Here is a 17,671-nt window from a genome sequence, read left to right as displayed (position 1 = left end):
GCGACTAGCCAATATGCCGTCGCAGATAAGGGCAGCAGGCCGTCCAAGCCGCTGACTTCGGGCGCCAATGCGGTAACTCGCCCACCAGTTGACACTCCCCAACTGAACTGCGAACCTCCTCGCTTTCATTTATCTGCCACTGCCTGCCATGAAAATCACCAAGAACGCCGCCGTCACCCTGCGCATGAAAGTCACAGATAGCCAGGGTCTGATTTACGACGACGGCAAGAATCCTGTGTCCTACCTGCACGGCGATTACGACAACCTGTTCCCCAAACTGGAAGCCGCACTTGAAGGTCAGGAAGCCGGCTTTCAAACCACGCTGGAACTGGCTACCGAAGATACCTTCGGCGAACGCGACGAAGCCCTGGTCACCACCATGCCCAAGGCCGATTTCCCGCCCGGCATCAAGGTAGGCGGCCAGATCCAGCGTATCGGCCCGGATGGCAACCCGCGCTACTACTTTGTTACCAAGATCAAGGGCCCAACCGTATTACTGGATGGCAACCACCCGCTGTGCGGCAAAACCCTGCGCTTCGCCCTCAAAGTTGTGGACGTACGCGCGGCAAGTGCCGAGGAAATCGCCCACCAGCATGTACATGGCGAACACGGGCATCAGCACTAAGCCTCTCCGCCCCATGCCTACAGCGCCCTCCCAAGCGGAGGGCGTTGTTTTGTCCGGACTGCGCCTGCGGTCGGGAATTGCTGATCCATCTCGGCCCCACTCGCCACCGATCAGCTCAACGTCAAGACCTTAACGCATCACTCCTGGCCCTGAGCCAGCAGCGATCCATCACTTTTACCGCGAGCTTGTACACCGTATTTCAGGCCCTGCCGTTACTCTGATCCGTTCGGGACGTTTCGACTGTTAGGCTGGAACAGCGGGCTGTTCGCTATCGTCTGCGCCAGCCGCGCAGTGGCTTCATTGACATTGTCTGCTACGAATATGGTGGTGTCGGTCTGGGGTAGCGGGGGAAGCCCCTCGCCGATGATCACCAGGCCGTCCTCGATAGTCGTTCGCGGCGTAATACCTACGCCAATGCCGGCCTTCACTGCTGCAAGAACCCCGCCACGGCTATGGCTGGTAAAAGCGACACGATATGGTCTGCCACTCAACTGCAGCGCCTGGGTAGCCATCTCCCGGTAGTAGCAGCCTTCCGGAAAGAGCACCAGCGGCATAGGGTCCTGCTGGTGGACGGGATGGGCCTCTGCCCGCACCCAGACCAGCTGGTCGCGGCAGAGACGTTGGCCGCCGTCCGACACTGCCGGCATCTCTACCAATGCCAGATCCAGCTTGCCTTCCTCGACTAGAGAGGCGAGATAGTGGGGGCGGTGGTCACAAGTCACCTCCAGCCAAGCCTCTGGGTACCAGAGCATATAAGCCTCAAGCAGCGGGGTCAGCGCTCGGGTGGCATAGAGATCGTGAGTGCCAAGACGTACCTTGCCGCTGATATCGGCGTTCTGAAATGCACCGAGAATGCGGTCATGCATGCTCAGCAGTTGATGCGCTTGCGTGCGGAGCTGCTCACCGGCGGCCGTCAGCCGGACACCGTACTGGCCGCGTTCCAGCAATTGCGCCGTTACGATTGCCTCAAGCCGGCTCAGCTGCATGCTGATGGTGGAGGGTGCCCGGTGCAGCTGGCTCGCCGCCGTGGTGAGATTAAGTGTCTCGGCAACAACGACAAAGGTACGCAACAGGGGTATCGGGATATCTGCCATGTCCAGAATTCAAGGTAATTGAACGCAGCTATCAATATTTATTGATTTACTGAACGATGGCAAGGGCCTAACGTTACCGGGCGGCAACAGGAATGCATAAGCCCTGTTCGGAGCGGATACGAGGAGTTTTGCATGCACATGGCGATAGTGTTTGGAATGAATCAGGTGATCAGTCATGGCTTTGGCCTGTTCCTGTTTGCAGCGATTGTGCCGCTGATGCGTGAGTCAATCGCCATCAGCCATTGGCACGTTGCACTGGCCGGTGCGCTGACACAGATTGCCTACCTTGGCGGGGCGATGCTGCTTGGCCTGGTTGGGCATAGGCTGAAGACCGCATCGCTGGCGCTGGCAACCGGTACGGTATCGACACTGATGCTGTTTACCATGTCGCAGCTGCAGAACCCGTTGGCGATGATTGTGGCGCTGGTCTGCCTTGCCACCAGCGCCGCCATGAGCTGGGGTGCAATCGTCGAGATCGTCAGCCGCTGCGCCCAGCCGCATAAGCGTTCCACCTATCTTTCCTGTATTTCGAGTGGCACAGCCTGGGGCTACGCCCTCAGCGGTCAGTTACTGCTCTGGGTCGTGCCGGCATGGGGTTGGCAAAGCAGCTGGATAGTTGCTGGCCTGATGGGAACGCTGGTAGTTGCCTGGACATGGCGGATGCTGCATGGACTGAAAGCGCCGGTACCGGACAGTGCGGATAGTAGCGCCGCCGCGATTCCGGCCTCGAAACTATTGCGCACCATCCTCACCGAGCGAACGGCACTGCTCGCCTGCCTGATCTGCTTTCTGGTGGGGTTCAGCACCATGCCGTTTTCGAACTGGCTCAACAGCTACCTGGAGGAACTAGATCTGCCAAGCTCCCTCGGGGGGTACTGCTGGTCGATTGTCGGCTTCACCGGCATGATCGCCGGTTTTTTGATCGGCAAGCTGGCCGACAGAAAAGGGCACGCCAGTGCTTTGCTGCTGATTTTCGCCTGTTTCGCATCTGGGCTACTGGCCTTCGCCTACAACCCTGCGAACTTCGCGCTGATCGCGAGTTTCGGTTATGGCCTGATGTATTTCCCGATGTGGGGCATTGTGGCCGGCTGGGTCAACCGACACTACTCGTCAACCGCGACCATGCAGATCGGCGGATTCTGCATGGTGACGTTCGGCCTGGGCGGTACCCTGGGTAACCTGTTGACAGGGCTCATCCGCGACAGCACCGGCTCGCTGCAAGGCAGTTATCTGATGATGGCGGTCGTGGCGTTGTTGCTGACCGGCCTCGGGATGCACATCAAACTCGAAGAGAAAAAGTTACAGCTTGATGTCGGCGACCAGAAGGCAGTTAAGGAAGTGATTCACTCCTAGATTGCCAGGATATCGTCGGGTCCATCAGACTTGCAGCAGTCTGTTGGCGATATGCTCGTGGCACTCAAAAAGGAAAAGCCCGCATGTGCGGGCTTTTCCTTTTGTTGCTCACTTAATCCGCCACTATCAAAAGCTGCTCCGCGTTAGGCAATGTACGGAGTGTCATCACCGTCACGCTTGGCAATATACGGGGTGTCGTCACCATCACGCTTAGCGATGTACGGGGTGTCGTCACCGTCACGCTTGGCAATGTACGGGGTGTCGTCACCGTCACGCTTGGCGATGTACGGGGTATCGCCACCGTCACGCTTGGCAATGTACGGAGTGTCATCACCGTCACGCTTGGCAATGTACGGGGTGTCGTCACCATCACGTTTGGCGATGTACGGGGTGTCGTCACCGTCACGCTTGGCGATGTACGGGGTGTCGCCACCGTCACGCTTGGCGATGAAGAGGTTGCCACCGTTCTCGCGTTGGGCAACGGTTTCAGCCTGTGCCGCAGTGGTAAACACAGCAAAAATAGAAGCAATCAGTACCAGTTTGTTCATGGTCATATCCTTGTAATCAATATTTGGTTTCAAGCTCAGGTGCCAATGTATTCAGTTGCCAAGCTTGTTTTGTCTTGCATGCAATCCATAAGTCTTGGGTCGGACTGCTCAGGCCTGCGTGTTCTGCACTGCCATGTAGTAACTATAGTTATTATATTCATTAGAACAAATCGGAAGAATTCGAAGCAGTTATTTTGAAGATTTGAACAGCCAGGTTGAAAGAGTGCGCTCACGCTTTAGGAGCCAGTACCTGACTGCCGGCCCAAAGTCTGCCATGACTGAAAAACAGCAGCCCCGCATGCCACCCTCCGGCCTCCCCACACCGTGCCCCCCCCCCCCAAAAAAGTAGAGGGGGCCGATGGCCCCCTCTACTTACTCAGACTCCGACGAACTTTATTCGGATCCGACAGACTTCATTCGGTGTAGTCAGCACCGTTACAAGCATTTACTCCACCGTCACGCTCTTTGCCAGGTTACGCGGCTTGTCCACGTCGGTACCGCGCGCCAGTGCCACGTGATAGGCCAGCAGCTGAACCGGAATGGAGTGCACGATGGGGCTAAGGATGCCGACGTGGCGCGGGGTGCGGATCACGTGTACGCCGTCGGATTCGCTGAAGTGGCTATCGGCATCGGCAAACACAAACAGCTCGCCGCCGCGGGCGCGCACTTCCTGCATATTGGACTTCACCTTTTCCAGCAGCACGTCGTTGGGGGCGATCACCACCACCGGCATGTTCTCGTCCACCAGCGCCAGCGGGCCGTGCTTGAGTTCGCCGGCCGGGTAAGCCTCGGCGTGGATGTAGGAGATTTCCTTCAGCTTCAGCGCGCCTTCCAGCGCGATCGGGTAGTGCAGGCCACGGCCGAGGAACAGTGCATCGTTCTTGGCGGCGAACTGCTGTGACCAGGCGGTGATCTGCGGTTCCAGGTTCAGCGCGTGCTGCACGCTACCCGGCAGGCGGCGCAGTTCTTCCAGGTACTGGGTTTCCTGCTCGGTGCTGACACGGCCGCGCACCTTGCCCAGAGTAACAGCCAGCGCGAACAGGCTGACCAGCTGGGTGGTAAAGGCCTTGGTGGAAGCGACGCCGATTTCGGCACCGGCACGGGTGTAGAACACCAGGTCGGAGGCACGCGGAATCGCCGATTCGCGTACGTTGCAGATGGACAGCGCGTGCTGGTGGCCCAGGCTGCGCGCGTATTTCAACGCTTCCATGGTGTCCAGTGTTTCGCCGGATTGCGAGATGGTCACCACCAGGTGCTGCGGGTCTGCGAAGGCGGCGCGGTAGCGGTATTCGCTGGCGATTTCCACATCGCACACCACACCGGCAATGCTTTCGATCCAGTATTTGGCGGTAAGGGCAGCGTAGTAGCTGGTGCCACAGGCCAGGATCTTCACGCCGGTGAGTGCCGGCAATACGTTGGCCGCAGCGGCGCCGAACAGCTCCGGCACAAAGCCGTCGTCCAGCACCACTTCGATGGTGTCGGACAGCGCCTTGGGCTGTTCGTGGATTTCCTTCTGCATGAAATGGCTGTATGGGCCTAGCTCCAGCGAGGCCAGCGACACGTCGGACACATGCACCTTGCGCTCCACCGGCTGATCGTCCTTGTCGATCAGCTTCACGCCGTCACGGGTGAGGTGGCCGATGTCACCCTCTTCCAGGAACAGTACGCGGCGGGTAGCGGACAGAATGGCAGAGACGTCGGAGGCGATGAAGTTCTCGCCCTCACCCAGGCCGATCAGCAGCGGGCAGCCCATGCGCGCGCATACCAGCTCGTCCGGGCGGTCCAGCGCGATAACGCCGATGGCGTAGGCACCAGTCAGCTCGCGGGTGGCCTTGTGCACGGCGCGGAACAGGTCTTTTTCCTGCAGATAGTACTGGTGCACCAGGTGGGCGATCACCTCGGTGTCGGTCTGCGATTCGAACTGGTAGCCAGCGGCTTTCAGTTCGGCACGCTTCACTTCGTGGTTTTCGATGATGCCGTTGTGCACCACGGCGATCAGGCCGTGCGACACATGCGGGTGGGCGTTGTATTCGGTCACGCCGCCGTGGGTCGCCCAGCGGGTGTGGCCGATGCCAAGCTGGCCCTGCACATTGTCAGCCTGTGCGGCGGCTTCCATCTCGGCCACGCGGCCAACCCTGCGTACGCGGGTGATCTGGCTGCCGGCATGCACGGCGATGCCGGACGAGTCATAGCCACGGTATTCCAGGCGCTTCAGGCCCTCTACCAGTACGGAAACGATATTACGGTTGGCGATGGCGCCGACGATGCCGCACATGTTTTATCTCCTAACAGAGTCTGGTTGCATTGGGGTGTGCGACGGTGCGCAGATCAGTGTCACCCCCTTGGCTTGAATACTGTCCCGAGCTTCCGGCGACAGCGCGTCGTCGGTCACCAGGGTCTGGATGCGCTCCCACGGCAGCTCCAGGTTGGGAATGCGGCGGCCGATCTTGTCGGACTCCACCATTACCACCACTTCGCGCGCGACTTCGGCCATCACCCGCGACAGCCCAACCAGTTCGTTGAAGGTGGTGGTACCGCGCGCTAGATCGATACCGTCGGCACCGATGAACAGCTGGTCGAAATCGTAGGAGCGCAGCACCTGTTCGGCCACCTGCCCCTGGAACGATTCGGAATGCGGGTCCCAAGTGCCGCCGGTCATCAGCAGCGTGGGTTCGTTTTCCAGCTCGCGCAGCGCACCGGCTACGTTCAGCGAATTGGTCATCACGATCAACCCGCGTTTATGACCCAGCAGCGGGATCATGGCACTGGTGGTGGTGCCACTATCGATGATGATGCGGTTGTGGTCGCGGATGCGTTCCGCCGCTGCGCGGGCGATGGCGAGCTTTCGTTGCGAAACTTTGCTCGGGTCGCCGGCATTGACCATTTCCGCCGGCAGCGACACCGCGCCACCATAACGCCGCAGCAGCAGGCCCCCGGTTTCCAGCAGCGCCAGATCCTTGCGGATAGTCACTTCGGAGGTAGCAAAGCTGCGGGTCAGCTCTTCGACGCTGACTTCGCCGCGCTCCTGCACCAGGGCGACAATGGCGTGACGACGTTGCTGTGTGTTTCGCTTGGTCATGCAATGTTTCGTTTCGAAAGTTTTGCGAAATATATCAGCGAAATTTGACCGGCACAAGTCCGGTTTGCTGACTTTGTGGACAGCTGTTCTGCGGCCAACCTTTGCTGATAAAGCAGGCAAGAAAAAACCGCCCGGCATTAGCCTGGGCGGTTTTTATGGCGCTGAGCAGTATCAGCTCTTCTTCTGCGGACGCTGCCAGCCGGGCACGGTCAGCTGCTTGGCGCGCGCCACGGTCAGCTGCTCGGACGGCGCGGTGCGGGTAATCACCGAACCGGCACCGATGGTAGCGCCGTCTTCCAGCGTTACCGGCGCTACCAGCATGCTGCCGGAGCCAACGAACACGCCGTTGCCGATGGTGGTGCGGAACTTGTTCACGCCATCATAGTTGCAGGTGACCGTGCCGGCACCCACGTTCACCTTGCTGCCGATGTCGGCATCGCCAATGTAGGTAAGGTGGTTCACCTTGGAGCCGCTGCCAATGGTGCTCTTCTTCACTTCCACGAAGTTGCCGATGTGCACGTGATCGGCCAGCTTGGCGCCCGGGCGCAGGCGCGCGTACGGGCCCAGCTGACAGCCGGCACCCACTTCGGCATCTTCCAGATGCGAGTACGGCGCGATGCGGGTACCAGCAGCAACCGTGACATTCTTCAGCACGCAGTAGGCGCCAATCTGCACGCCGGCACCCAGTGTTACCTTGCCTTCGAACACGCAGCCCACGTCGATGCTGACGTCTTCGCTGTGCTCAAGTTGGCCGCGGATATCGATGCGCGCCGGGTCGGCCAAGGTAACGCCTGCAGTAAGCAGCGCACGCGCCTGGTTCAGTTGCAGCTGACGCTCCAGCTCTGCCAGTTGCAGCTTGTTGTTCACGCCAGCAGCTTCCCAGCTGGCAGCCACGGTCACGCCCGGTACCGCGATGCCGTCGCGCACTGCCAACGCAATCACGTCGGTGAGGTAATACTCGCCCTGCGCGTTACCGTTGCGCAGCTCGGACAGCCAGCCTTCCAGCCGCGCGTTCGGCAGCACCAGCATGCCGGTGTTGATCTCGCGGATCGCCTTCTGCTCCGCGTTGCAGTCCTTGTCTTCCACGATGGCCACGATGTCGCCATCGGCATTACGCACGATGCGGCCATAGCCGCTGGCATCGGCCAGTACGTCGGTGAGCAGCGACATGCCGCCCTCTGCGGTTGCCAACAGTTGCTGCAGGGTCTGCAGCCTGGTGAGCGGCACATCGCCGTACAACACCAGGGTATGGCCATCCTTGGGCAGGTGCGGCAATGCCATCTTCAGCGCATGGCCGGTGCCCAGCTGCTCGGCCTGCAACGCCCATTCCACGTCGGCATCCTGAATGGTGGCGCGTACCTGCTCGCCGCCGTGGCCGTACACCACCACGATCTTGGCCGGCTGCAGCTGGCGGGCGGTAGCGATAACCCGTGCCAGCATGGGTTGGCCGCCAATCGGGTGCAGCACCTTGGGCAGGGCCGAATACATGCGCTTGCCTTTACCGGCAGCAAGAATGACTACGCTGAGGGATTCCATGAATGCGTCCGCGACAATTCTATGTAGATAGCCCGACATTATGCGGGGCTTTGCAGAAATGAAAAAGGCTGCCACTTGCGTGGCAGCCTGCGACTATACACCAACGCTTTCGCGTTATCAGTGCACGCGCTTGCGGAGGTATTCCAGCGCCTTGAGCTGGGCGATGGCGGCTGCCAGAGCAGCGTGAGCCTTCGCCGTATCCAGGTCGTCGGTAGCGTGCTTGAGGGATTCCTCGGCAGCACGTTTGGCCTCGTTGGCGCGAGCTTCGTCGAGATCCTCACCGCGGATCGCCGTATCGGCCAGAACGGTGATGTGGGTGGGCTGTACTTCCAGCAGACCGCCGGAAACAGCCACCAACACTTCGTCCTTGCTGCCCGGTACTGTCAGACGCAGTACACCAGGCTTGATACGGGTCAGAAGCGGCACGTGACGTGGGTAAACACCGATTTCGCCTTCCAGCGCCGGCGCAACCAGAAACTCGGCTTCGCCGGAGTAGATCTGCTGCTCGGAGCTGACCACTTCCACATGCATCTTGGCCATGAGCCGTCTCCTTGATTACAGGGTCTTGGCTTTTTCCGCAGCTTCGTCGATACCGCCAACCATGTAGAACGCTTGTTCCGGCAGGTGGTCGTATTCGCCGCTGAGAATCGCCTTGAAGCCCTTGATCGTTTCCTTCAGCGGAACGTACTTGCCCGGGGAACCGGTAAATACTTCAGCTACGTGGAACGGCTGCGACAGGAAGCGCTGGATCTTACGCGCACGGTATACGGTGAGCTTGTCTTCTTCAGACAGTTCATCCATACCCAGAATCGCGATGATGTCACGCAGTTCCTTGTACTTCTGCAGGGTGGACTGCACGCCGCGGGCAACGGAGTAATGCTCGTCGCCTACAACCAGCGGGTCCAACTGACGGGAAGTGGAGTCCAGCGGGTCAACGGCCGGGTAGATACCCAGCGACGCGATGTCACGGGACAGAACCACGGTCGCATCCAGGTGGGCGAAGGTGGTAGCCGGGGACGGGTCGGTCAAGTCATCGGCAGGTACGTATACGGCCTGGATGGAGGTAATGGAACCATCCTTGGTCGAGGTAATACGTTCCTGCAGACGGCCCATTTCTTCCGCCAGGGTCGGCTGGTAGCCTACCGCGGACGGCATACGACCCAGCAGCGCGGACACTTCGGTACCAGCCAGGGTGTAACGGTAGATGTTGTCCACGAAGAACAGAACGTCACGGCCTTTGCCGTTGGCGTCTTTTTCGTCGCGGAAGTGCTCGGCCATGGACAGACCGGTCAGCGCAACACGCAGACGGTTACCCGGCGGTTCGTTCATCTGGCCGTAAACCATGGCCACTTTGTCCAGAACGTTCGACTCTTTCATCTCGTGATAGAAGTCGTTACCTTCACGGGTACGCTCACCCACACCGGCGAACACGGACAGACCGCTGTGCGCCTTGGCGATGTTGTTGATGAGCTCCATCATGTTCACGGTCTTGCCCACACCGGCACCGCCAAACAGACCAACTTTACCGCCCTTGGCGAACGGACACAGCAGGTCAATCACCTTGATGCCGGTTTCCAGCAGTTCGGTGGCGGCGGACAGTTCGTCGAACTTCGGTGCAGCCTGGTGAATGGCGCGGGTCTGTTCGGCAGCTACCGGGCCGGCTTCATCAACCGGGTTGCCCAGTACGTCCATGATACGACCCAGAGTGGCGGCGCCAACCGGTACCGAAATCGGTGCACCGGTGTTGGTGATTGCCATGCCACGCTTCAGGCCGTCCGAGCTACCCATAGCAATGGTGCGCACCACGCCGTCGCCCAGCTGTTGCTGGACTTCAAGCGTCAGGTCGGCGTCAACCAGCTTCAGGGCATCATAAACCTTTGGCATGGCGTCGCGCGGAAACTCCACGTCGACCACCGGGCCAATGATTTGTACGATTTTGCCTTGGCTCATTATCGGTTCCTAACTCAATAAACTTTTACAGTCTGCGACGGTTATACCGCTGCGGCGCCAGACACGATTTCCGACAGCTCTTTGGTAATTGCCGCCTGACGTGACTTGTTATAAACCAGACGCAGTTGCTTGATCGCGTTACCGGCGTTATCCGTTGCTGCCTTCATGGCCACCATACGGGCAGCCTGTTCGGAAGCCATGTTTTCGGCCACAGCCTGATACACGACGGATTCCAGGTAACGCTTGACCAGAAACTCCATGACATCGACGGCGCTAGGTTCGTACACGTAATCCCAAGCATGGGCGTGCTCTACAACCATGTGCTCGTCGCTCAAGGGCAGCAACTGTTCCAGCGCCGGCTCCTGCTTCATCGTGTTGATGAAACGGGAGTACACGAGATAAACCGCATCCAGTTCGCCTTCAGCGTACTGTTTCAACAGCACTGTAAGCGGGCCAATCAGTTTGTCCATCTTGGGCACATCGCCCAGATGCACTGCGCTTGCCACAACGTTCAGCTTGGCGCGCTGGCTGGCAGCCAGGCCTTTTTGGCCCAGTGCACATACCTGCACATCCACGCCTTGTGCTTGCAGTTCGGTTACCTTGCCGTAGAAGCGTTTGATGATGTTGGCGTTGAGGCCACCACACAAACCCTTGTCCGAGGTAACAACGATAATGCCGGCACGCTTGATCTCGCTGCGGCGGGCAAGCAGTGGGTGCTCCAGATCCGTATTGGCCGAAGCCAGGTGCGCCATAACGGAACGCACCTTCTCGGCGTAAGGACGGGCAGCGCGCATACGCTCTTGCGTTTTGCGCATCTTGGAGGTCGACACCATTTGCATAGCGCGGGTGATCTTCTGCGTGTTCTGCACGCTTCGGATCTTGGTGAGAATCTCTTTACCGACTGCCATATCCTGAACCTTTCTTTAACTCGAGGTATCCGAAAGACTCAGCTTAGAAGCTGTAGCCAGCCTTGAACGATTCGATCGCCTTGGCCAGTACTTTTTCGTTGTCGGCAGACAGGTCACCGGAAGCGTCGGTAGCGGTCAGCACGTCGGCGTGATTAGCGCGAACGTATGCCAGGAAGGCTGCTTCGAAAGCCAGAGCCTTCTTCACCGGTACGTCTTCGTAGTAACCCTTGTTCACCGCCCACAGGGTCAGCGCCATTTCGGCGGTAGACAGGGTGGAGAACTGTTTCTGCTTCATCAGCTCGGTAACCACTTCACCGTGTTGCAGCTGCTTGCGGGTTGCCTCGTCCAGATCGGAAGCAAACTGCGAGAACGCTGCCAGTTCACGGTACTGAGCCAGGGCCAGACGGATACCGCCACCCAGCTTCTTGATTACCTTGGTCTGAGCGGCACCACCCACGCGGGATACCGAGATACCGGCGTTAATCGCCGGACGGATACCTGCGTTGAACAGATCGGTTTCCAGGAAGATCTGACCGTCGGTAATGGAAATTACGTTGGTCGGAACGAATGCGGAAACGTCACCAGCCTGGGTTTCGATGATCGGCAGTGCGGTCAGGGAACCGGTCTTGCCTTTCACGGCGCCAGCAGTCAGCTTCTCTACTTCGTCCGCATTGATGCGGGAAGCGCGTTCCAGCAGACGGGAGTGCAGGTAGAAAACGTCGCCCGGGTAAGCTTCGCGGCCCGGCGGGCGGCGCAGCAGCAGGGAGATCTGACGGTAGGCAACAGCCTGCTTGGACAGGTCATCGTATACGATCAGGGCATCTTCACCGATATCACGGAAGAATTCGCCCATCGCGCAACCGGAGTACGGAGCGATGAACTGCAGGGCGGCAGCTTCGGAAGCGGTAGCGGCAACAACGATGGTGTGACCCATGGCGCCGTGCTCTTCCAGCTTGCGTACCACGTTGGCGATGGAAGACGCTTTCTGACCTACGGCTACGTAGATACAGATAACGCCAGTGCCCTTCTGGTTAACGATCGCGTCCAGTGCAACAGCGGTCTTACCAGTCTGGCGGTCGCCAATGATCAGCTCACGCTGACCGCGGCCAACCGGAACCATGGAGTCGATGGACTTCAGGCCGGTTTGCATCGGCTGCGAAACCGATTGACGGGCAATAACGCCCGGAGCAATTTTTTCGATCGGGGAAGTTGCGGACGCGTTGATCGGGCCCTTGCCGTCGATCGGCTGACCCAGCGCGTTTACCACGCGGCCAACCAGTTCGCGGCCAACCGGCACTTCCAGAATGCGGCCGGTGCACTTCACTTCCTGACCTTCGGAAATGTGCTCGTACTCGCCCAGGATCACGGCACCTACGGAGTCACGCTCCAGGTTCATGGCCAGGCCAAAGGTGTTGCCCGCAAATTCGAGCATTTCACCCTGCATGACGTCTGTCAGACCATGGATACGAACGATGCCGTCGGTTACGGAGATCACGGTACCTTTGGTACGGGTCTCTACGCCTTCGGACAGGTTCTGAATCTTGGCCTTGATCAGGTCACTGATTTCAGAGGGGTTCAACTGCATGATCTCTCCTAGTTCTTGAGGCTTGCGGCCATTGCCTGCAGTTTGCCGCTGACGGATGCATCGATCACGTCATCACCAATCAGGATACGTACGCCGCCGATAAGCTCCGGCACCTCACGCACGTCTACACGTACGGATTTGGCGTATTTCTGACTGAGACTTGCGGCCAGTTCGGCTTGCTGGGCGTCGTTCAGCGGGAAGGCGGATTCGACGATGGCGTCGAGGGCACCTTCAGCTTGTGCTTTCAGCTCTTCGAACTGTGCGGCGATTTCCGGCAGCAGCGTCAGACGGCGGTTGTCGATAAGGGTCACTACGAAGTTGCGCACTTCGCCGCTTGCCTTATCACCCAGCACGTCAAACAACAGCGCCTCAATCTCTTGCGCGGTATGTTTCGGGTTGGTGACGACTTTCGCCACGTCCGGGTTCGCCACCATGGCAGCCAGCCACGCGAGAGCTTCCGACCACTGATTCAGGGTCTGCTGCTCGGTGGCGAGGCTGTATACCGCTTCGGCGTAGGGCCTTGCTACGGTAATGAGTTCTGCCATGAGTTAATTAAAACTCCGCTTTGATGGAGGCCAACAGATCCGCGTGCTTGGCAGCGTCGATCTCTTTGCGCAGGATTTTTTCCGCACCGGCTACGGCCAGACCAGCAACCTGCTCACGCAGGGCTTCCTTGGCACGCAACACTTCCTGATCGATCAGCGCCTTGGCGTCAGCCACCAGCTTCGCACCTTCGGTGCGGGCTGCGTCTTTGGCTTCTTCCACGATCTGGCTAGCGCGCTTTTCAGCAGCGAGTACGAGTTCGGTAGCCTGTTGCTTGGCTTGGCGAAGTTCGTCAGCTACGCGCTTTTCAGCAGCTTCCAGATCTTGTTTGCCGCGTTCTGCAGCGGCCAAGCCATCAGCGATTCGCTTGGCACGCTCTTCCATCATGTTGGTAAGCGGAGGCCAAACAAACTTCATGGTGAACCATACCAGGATGGCGAAAGTGATCGCCTGGCCCAGTAGTGTTACGTTGAATTCCACGCTTGTTTTCCTCCAGTGTGGTTACGACAACAACCGTTTCCGAAAAATTAAGCGCCAGCTTTCAGAGCTGCTACAGCGGCGGTCAGGAACGGGTTGTTGAAGGTGTACAGCATGGCAACACCCACACCGATCATGGAAATGGCGTCCAGCAGACCAGCGATAATGAACAGCTTGGTTTGCAGAACCGGGATCAGTTCCGGCTGGCGAGCGGAGGACTCCAGGAACTTGCCACCCAGGATGGCGAAGCCCAGAGCGGTACCGATAGCGCCAAGGCCAATGATCAGGGCAGCAGCCAGAGCGGTCATGGACTGGATCTGAGAAACGAGAGCTTCCATTTAATTCTCCTAAAAATTAATGCAAGGATGGTTTGAGAAAAGGTACTAAAAAAAACAACTAAAATCAGTGATGCTCTACAGCCAGGCTCAGGTACACGATGGTCAGCATCATGAATACGAAGGCCTGCAGGGTAATAACCAGAATGTGGAAGATGGCCCACGGCGCACCCAGCAGCCACTGCACGCCCCACGGCAGCAGTGCGATCAGGATGAAGATCAGTTCGCCGGAGTACATGTTACCGAACAGACGAAGCGCCAGAGAGATCGGCTTGGCCGCCAGTTCCACCAGCTGGAACGCGAAGTTCACCGGTGCCAGGATGATGATCATCGGCAGGCTTTCGGCATGGAACGGTGCGGTGAACAGCTCCTTGATCCAGCCGCCCAGGCCCTTGGCTGCGATGGAGAAGCCGATGATGCACAGCATCACGGACAGCGACATGGCGAAAGTGGCGTTCACGTCGGCGGACGGTACCACACGGAAGTACACGTGGTGCGGGTCGTGGCCCAGTGCGGCGCCGATATTGCCGGCGATCCACGGCAGCAGGTCCACCGGCAGCATGTCCATGGCGTTCATCAGGAACACCCAGCAGAAAATGGTCAGCGCCAGCGGGGCGATAACCTTGCTCTTGGCGTGGAAGATTTCCTTCACCTGGGTATCCACCATCTCGACGATGGACTCTACAAACAGTTGCAGACGGCCCGGGTTTTCCAGTTTAGCGTTGCGGGCAACCTTGGCGAAGATGCCCACGAACAGGAAGCCCAGCAGCAGGGAGATGGAGAAGGTGTCGACGTGCAGACTCCAGAAACCGCCCTCGTGCGAGGAGTTCCAGAACGTCAAGTGGTGCTGAATGTACTCAGTTGCGTTACTTGCCATTGCGTTGGTCTCGATTATTGCTCAAAAGCCCGAACCAGTAGCCGGATGTCGCGGCGATATAGCCGCCAAACAGTCCCGCTACGGATAAATCCTTGAAAAATGCGAACGTACCCGCAAATAACAGAACAGTGGCAACAAACTTCAGTGCCTCTGCCTGGTAGTGCGCCCGCATCAGTTCCGGCGGCGCTGCCCGCTGCACCTTGCCGGCAATCCGCACATAAAGCAGGGCGGGCAAGATAGCACATAGCCCGCCGATCAGCACAGACATCGGAACACTGGGCACTGCGCCGGCGATGAGTACACTCACCAGCATGGCCAGCAGGGTTAGTCTGACCTGCGCGCGCAGTACGCGCTTGGCGTCCGGATTAATCATGTCTGAATCTGAAAAAATCGAGCGATTATAGGCTTGGGGTGACGAGAGCGTCAACTTTGCCGCCCGTCATCTGGATAATTGTAACCAAGCTGTCAGCCGCTTGATTTTGCTTGAAGTTTTTCCAGTAGCCCGTCAAGTTCATCCAGGCTTGCATAATCGATGATCAGCTTGCCGCGGCCCTTGCCGGAATGCCGAAACGACACCGACATACCCAGGCGGTCCGACAGCAGTTCGGCCAGGCGGTCGATATCCGGATCGCGACGTGCCGCCATGGCGGTTTTGCTACCTGGCTTTGCCATTTCCGGCTGCTGCTGCACACGCTGCTCCACCTCGCGCACCGTCATGCCCGCAGCCACGATCTCCTGCGCCAGCGCCACCTGCTCGATCACCGGCAATGGCAGCAGCGCGCGGGCATGCCCCATTTCCAGTTGCCCCTGGTGCAGCATGTCCTGCAGCGGTTGCGGCAGCGCCAGCAAGCGCAGCAGGTTGCTCACCGCACTGCGTGAGCGGCCCAGCGCCTCGGCTGCGGCTTCGTGGGTCAGCGCAAACTCGTCGATCAGGCGCTTGATGCCGCGCGCTTCTTCGATGGGGTCCAGGTCTTCGCGCTGGATGTTCTCGATCAGCGCCATCGCCAGCGCGGCATCGTCGGCCACGCTGCGCACCACCGCCGGAATCTCCTGCAGCCCGGCCAGCTGGCTGGCACGCCAGCGACGCTCGCCGGCAATCAGCTCGTAATCCCCCAGACCGACCTCGCGCACCACCACCGGCTGAATCACGCCCTGTGCCCGGATGGATGCGGCCAACTCCTGCAACGCTGCGTCGGCGATGAAACTGCGCGGCTGGTATTTGCCGGGGCGGATGCGGTTCAGCGGCAGCGTGGTGAGGCGGTCGTCCGCCGCTTCCACTGTGGAGAGGAGCGCGTCCAGGCCGCGCCCGAGTCCTTTCAGTTTGGCCATGGTTATTGCTCGGTAGAAACGGGTTGCGGTTCCAGCCTGGCGATGAGTTCGCCGGCCAGCGCGAGATAGGCTTGCGAGCCCCGGGCGGTGCGGTCGTAGACGATGCCGGGCAGCCCGTGGCTGGGCGCTTCCGCCAGCCGGATATTGCGCGGCACCACGGTATCGAACACCTTGTCGCCGAAGTGGCGCGCCAGTTGTTCCGATACCTGTTGTGACAGATTGCTGCGCGCATCGAACATGGTGCGCAGCAGGCCCATGATCTCGATACGCGGATTGACGGCAGCTCGCACCTTGCGCAACGTGCCCACCAGGTCGGTGAGACCTTCCAGCGCGTAGTACTCGCACACCATGGGAATCAGCACGCCCTGCGCCGCCACCAGCCCGTTGAGGGTGAGCAGGTTGAGCGACGGCGGGCTGTCGATCAGCACGTAGTCGTACTGATCCGCCACCAGCTCCAGTGCATTCTTCAGCCGCGCCTCGCGTGCCAGTTCCTGCACCAGCTGCACTTCGGCAGCGGAGAGGTCGCGGTTGGCCGGCAGCACGTCATAGCCGCCTTCCTTGGCCGGGCGGCGCACTTCCTCGATGCTGTTTTCCGCCAGCAGCACGTGATACACCGACAGCGGCAGATCGCTCTTGTCGATGCCGCTGCCCATGGTGGCATTGCCCTGCGGGTCGAGGTCGACGATCAGCACCCGCCGGCCTTGTTCGGCAAGGCCGGTCGCCAGGTTGACCACCGTGGTGGTCTTGCCGACTCCACCTTTCTGGTTGGCAACGGCGATGATGCGGGCTGTCATTTTGCTACCACGCGCACCAGGTGACGTTCGCCCTCCAGGCCCGGCACCAGCAGCGGGCGTACTTCCGCCACGCCGAAGCCTTCCGGCAGCTGGGCGATTTCCTCGTACGGGTACACGCCCTTCATGGCCACGAACTGGCCGCCGTCGGCCAGCAGGTGGCGCGAAAGCTTGACGAAATCGGCCAGCTCGGCAAAGGCGCGGCTGGTGATGCGATCGAATTTCTGTTCCGGCTGGTAGGCCTCTACCCGGCCGGTGATCACTTCCACGTTCGGCAGCTTCAGCTCGATGACGGCCTGGCGCAGGAAGGTGGTTTTCTTGTGGTTGGCATCCAGCAACACCACGTGCAGATCCGGGCGGGCGATGGCAGCCGGGATTCCCGGCATGCCGCCACCGGAACCTACGTCCAGCAGACGGGTGCCTCCATCCAGCTGCGGCACCAGGGTCAGGCTATCCAGCAGGTGGTAGCTGACCATGCGCTCTTCCTCGCGGATGGCGGTGAGGTTGTAGGTCTGGTTCCACTTGGCCAGCAAGCCCAGGTAGCCTTCAAGCTGGTCGATCTGCTGTTCGCTCAGTGCCAGGCCGATGGCGGCCAGGCCGGCGTTGATGTCTGCGCGGTGCGTCATGTCGTTTGCAATGAA

General features: G+C 59.6%; 19 protein-coding genes. 2 read left to right on the top strand and 17 right to left on the bottom strand.

The features are described 5' to 3' along the window. Nucleotides 1–148 precede the first annotated feature (148 nt). Complete coding sequence (locus ACFOKJ_RS00615) at nucleotides 149–625, top strand: FKBP-type peptidyl-prolyl cis-trans isomerase (RefSeq protein ID WP_390276043.1); 477 nt, start codon at nucleotides 149–151, stop codon at nucleotides 623–625. 212 nt (nucleotides 626–837) lie between these two features. On the opposite strand, the gene ACFOKJ_RS00610 is transcribed toward ACFOKJ_RS00615, so the two are convergent. Further along, nucleotides 838–1,719, bottom strand: coding sequence for a LysR family transcriptional regulator (locus ACFOKJ_RS00610; protein WP_390276042.1), 882 nt, complete (start codon nucleotides 1,717–1,719; stop codon nucleotides 838–840). A 156-nt stretch (nucleotides 1,720–1,875) separates the two neighbouring features. Here ACFOKJ_RS00610 and ACFOKJ_RS00605 point away from each other — a divergent pair, with 156 nt between their 5' ends. Beyond that, complete coding sequence (locus ACFOKJ_RS00605; RefSeq protein WP_390276041.1) at nucleotides 1,876–3,072, top strand: MFS transporter; 1,197 nt, start codon at nucleotides 1,876–1,878, stop codon at nucleotides 3,070–3,072. A gap of 143 nt (nucleotides 3,073–3,215) precedes the next feature. Here ACFOKJ_RS00605 and ACFOKJ_RS00600 read toward each other — a convergent pair whose 3' ends face one another. The 16 genes from ACFOKJ_RS00600 to rsmG form a co-directional block, all read right to left on the bottom strand. Next, entirely contained in the window at nucleotides 3,216–3,620 is a 405-nt protein-coding gene (locus tag ACFOKJ_RS00600; RefSeq protein ID WP_390276040.1) for a hypothetical protein, read from the bottom strand. Nucleotides 3,621–4,065: 445 nt separating this feature from the next. After that, the gene (gene glmS, locus ACFOKJ_RS00595) at nucleotides 4,066–5,895 is read right to left on the bottom strand and encodes a glutamine--fructose-6-phosphate transaminase (isomerizing) (RefSeq protein ID WP_390276039.1); all 1,830 of its coding nucleotides are present in this window, start codon (nucleotides 5,893–5,895) and stop codon (nucleotides 4,066–4,068) included. Between the two features lie 3 nt (nucleotides 5,896–5,898). Further along, nucleotides 5,899–6,699 (bottom strand): DeoR/GlpR family DNA-binding transcription regulator, encoded by an 801-nt coding sequence (locus ACFOKJ_RS00590; RefSeq protein WP_390276038.1) that lies wholly within the window; start codon nucleotides 6,697–6,699, stop codon nucleotides 5,899–5,901. Nucleotides 6,700–6,870: 171 nt separating this feature from the next. After that, nucleotides 6,871–8,235, bottom strand: coding sequence for a bifunctional UDP-N-acetylglucosamine diphosphorylase/glucosamine-1-phosphate N-acetyltransferase GlmU (glmU, locus tag ACFOKJ_RS00585; protein ID WP_390276037.1), 1,365 nt, complete (start codon nucleotides 8,233–8,235; stop codon nucleotides 6,871–6,873). 117 nt (nucleotides 8,236–8,352) lie between these two features. Next, complete coding sequence (locus ACFOKJ_RS00580) at nucleotides 8,353–8,775, bottom strand: F0F1 ATP synthase subunit epsilon (RefSeq protein WP_088966117.1); 423 nt, start codon at nucleotides 8,773–8,775, stop codon at nucleotides 8,353–8,355. Nucleotides 8,776–8,790: 15 nt separating this feature from the next. After that, a complete protein-coding gene (gene atpD, locus ACFOKJ_RS00575; protein ID WP_390276036.1) occupies nucleotides 8,791–10,185 on the bottom strand; it encodes a F0F1 ATP synthase subunit beta in 1,395 nt (464 codons plus the stop codon). A gap of 41 nt (nucleotides 10,186–10,226) precedes the next feature. After that, nucleotides 10,227–11,093 (bottom strand): F0F1 ATP synthase subunit gamma, encoded by an 867-nt coding sequence (gene atpG / locus ACFOKJ_RS00570; RefSeq protein WP_390276035.1) that lies wholly within the window; start codon nucleotides 11,091–11,093, stop codon nucleotides 10,227–10,229. A gap of 43 nt (nucleotides 11,094–11,136) precedes the next feature. After that, complete coding sequence (gene atpA, locus ACFOKJ_RS00565) at nucleotides 11,137–12,678, bottom strand: F0F1 ATP synthase subunit alpha (RefSeq protein ID WP_088966114.1); 1,542 nt, start codon at nucleotides 12,676–12,678, stop codon at nucleotides 11,137–11,139. An 8-nt stretch (nucleotides 12,679–12,686) separates the two neighbouring features. Then, nucleotides 12,687–13,223, bottom strand: coding sequence for a F0F1 ATP synthase subunit delta (locus ACFOKJ_RS00560; protein ID WP_390276034.1), 537 nt, complete (start codon nucleotides 13,221–13,223; stop codon nucleotides 12,687–12,689). A 7-nt stretch (nucleotides 13,224–13,230) separates the two neighbouring features. Further along, on the bottom strand, nucleotides 13,231–13,701 hold the full coding sequence (locus ACFOKJ_RS00555; protein ID WP_390276033.1) for a F0F1 ATP synthase subunit B: 471 nt from the start codon (nucleotides 13,699–13,701) through the stop codon (nucleotides 13,231–13,233). A gap of 47 nt (nucleotides 13,702–13,748) precedes the next feature. Further along, nucleotides 13,749–14,036: a F0F1 ATP synthase subunit C gene (atpE, locus tag ACFOKJ_RS00550; protein WP_174876065.1), complete on the bottom strand. Its 288-nt coding sequence runs from the start codon at nucleotides 14,034–14,036 to the stop codon at nucleotides 13,749–13,751. 64 nt (nucleotides 14,037–14,100) lie between these two features. Then, the gene (gene atpB / locus ACFOKJ_RS00545; protein ID WP_390276032.1) at nucleotides 14,101–14,910 is read right to left on the bottom strand and encodes a F0F1 ATP synthase subunit A; all 810 of its coding nucleotides are present in this window, start codon (nucleotides 14,908–14,910) and stop codon (nucleotides 14,101–14,103) included. Beyond that, nucleotides 14,900–15,283 (bottom strand): ATP synthase subunit I, encoded by a 384-nt coding sequence (locus tag ACFOKJ_RS00540; protein WP_390276031.1) that lies wholly within the window; start codon nucleotides 15,281–15,283, stop codon nucleotides 14,900–14,902. Before ACFOKJ_RS00540 ends, atpB begins: the two co-directional genes overlap by 11 nt. A gap of 92 nt (nucleotides 15,284–15,375) precedes the next feature. Then, on the bottom strand, nucleotides 15,376–16,239 hold the full coding sequence (locus ACFOKJ_RS00535) for a ParB/RepB/Spo0J family partition protein (RefSeq protein ID WP_390276030.1): 864 nt from the start codon (nucleotides 16,237–16,239) through the stop codon (nucleotides 15,376–15,378). A 2-nt stretch (nucleotides 16,240–16,241) separates the two neighbouring features. Then, entirely contained in the window at nucleotides 16,242–17,033 is a 792-nt protein-coding gene (locus ACFOKJ_RS00530) for a ParA family protein (RefSeq protein WP_390276029.1), read from the bottom strand. Continuing rightward, nucleotides 17,030–17,656, bottom strand: a complete 627-nt coding sequence (rsmG, locus tag ACFOKJ_RS00525) for a 16S rRNA (guanine(527)-N(7))-methyltransferase RsmG (protein ID WP_390276028.1) — start codon at nucleotides 17,654–17,656, stop codon at nucleotides 17,030–17,032. Before rsmG ends, ACFOKJ_RS00530 begins: the two co-directional genes overlap by 4 nt. Between the last annotated feature and the right edge of the window lie 15 nt (nucleotides 17,657–17,671).

This window comes from Vogesella amnigena (assembly GCF_042648905.1).
Taxonomy (GTDB): domain Bacteria; phylum Pseudomonadota; class Gammaproteobacteria; order Burkholderiales; family Chromobacteriaceae; genus Vogesella; species Vogesella amnigena.
Note: the sequence above shows the minus strand (reverse complement) of the source record. Positions and strands in the feature narration are given on the sequence as shown.

Bases quoted from the DNA above. Each gene is read 5' to 3' on its own strand.
- ACFOKJ_RS00540 (WP_390276031.1), bottom strand. From the start codon at position 15,283: ATGATTAATCCGGACGCCAAGCGCGTACTGCGCGCGCAGGTCAGACTA.
- atpG (WP_390276035.1), bottom strand. From the start codon at position 11,093: ATGGCAGTCGGTAAAGAGATTCTCACCAAGATCCGAAGCGTGCAGAAC.
- ACFOKJ_RS00615 (WP_390276043.1), top strand. From the start codon at position 149: ATGAAAATCACCAAGAACGCCGCCGTCACCCTGCGCATGAAAGTCACA.
- glmU (WP_390276037.1), bottom strand. From the start codon at position 8,235: ATGGAATCCCTCAGCGTAGTCATTCTTGCTGCCGGTAAAGGCAAGCGC.
- atpD (WP_390276036.1), bottom strand. From the start codon at position 10,185: ATGAGCCAAGGCAAAATCGTACAAATCATTGGCCCGGTGGTCGACGTG.
- ACFOKJ_RS00590 (WP_390276038.1), bottom strand. From the start codon at position 6,699: ATGACCAAGCGAAACACACAGCAACGTCGTCACGCCATTGTCGCCCTG.
- ACFOKJ_RS00610 (WP_390276042.1), bottom strand. From the start codon at position 1,719: ATGGCAGATATCCCGATACCCCTGTTGCGTACCTTTGTCGTTGTTGCC.
- glmS (WP_390276039.1), bottom strand. From the start codon at position 5,895: ATGTGCGGCATCGTCGGCGCCATCGCCAACCGTAATATCGTTTCCGTA.
- ACFOKJ_RS00600 (WP_390276040.1), bottom strand. From the start codon at position 3,620: ATGAACAAACTGGTACTGATTGCTTCTATTTTTGCTGTGTTTACCACT.
- atpB (WP_390276032.1), bottom strand. From the start codon at position 14,910: ATGGCAAGTAACGCAACTGAGTACATTCAGCACCACTTGACGTTCTGG.
- ACFOKJ_RS00580 (WP_088966117.1), bottom strand. From the start codon at position 8,775: ATGGCCAAGATGCATGTGGAAGTGGTCAGCTCCGAGCAGCAGATCTAC.
- ACFOKJ_RS00605 (WP_390276041.1), top strand. From the start codon at position 1,876: ATGAATCAGGTGATCAGTCATGGCTTTGGCCTGTTCCTGTTTGCAGCG.
- atpE (WP_174876065.1), bottom strand. From the start codon at position 14,036: ATGGAAGCTCTCGTTTCTCAGATCCAGTCCATGACCGCTCTGGCTGCT.
- ACFOKJ_RS00530 (WP_390276029.1), bottom strand. From the start codon at position 17,033: ATGACAGCCCGCATCATCGCCGTTGCCAACCAGAAAGGTGGAGTCGGC.
- ACFOKJ_RS00560 (WP_390276034.1), bottom strand. From the start codon at position 13,223: ATGGCAGAACTCATTACCGTAGCAAGGCCCTACGCCGAAGCGGTATAC.
- ACFOKJ_RS00535 (WP_390276030.1), bottom strand. From the start codon at position 16,239: ATGGCCAAACTGAAAGGACTCGGGCGCGGCCTGGACGCGCTCCTCTCC.
- atpA (WP_088966114.1), bottom strand. From the start codon at position 12,678: ATGCAGTTGAACCCCTCTGAAATCAGTGACCTGATCAAGGCCAAGATT.
- rsmG (WP_390276028.1), bottom strand. From the start codon at position 17,656: ATGACGCACCGCGCAGACATCAACGCCGGCCTGGCCGCCATCGGCCTG.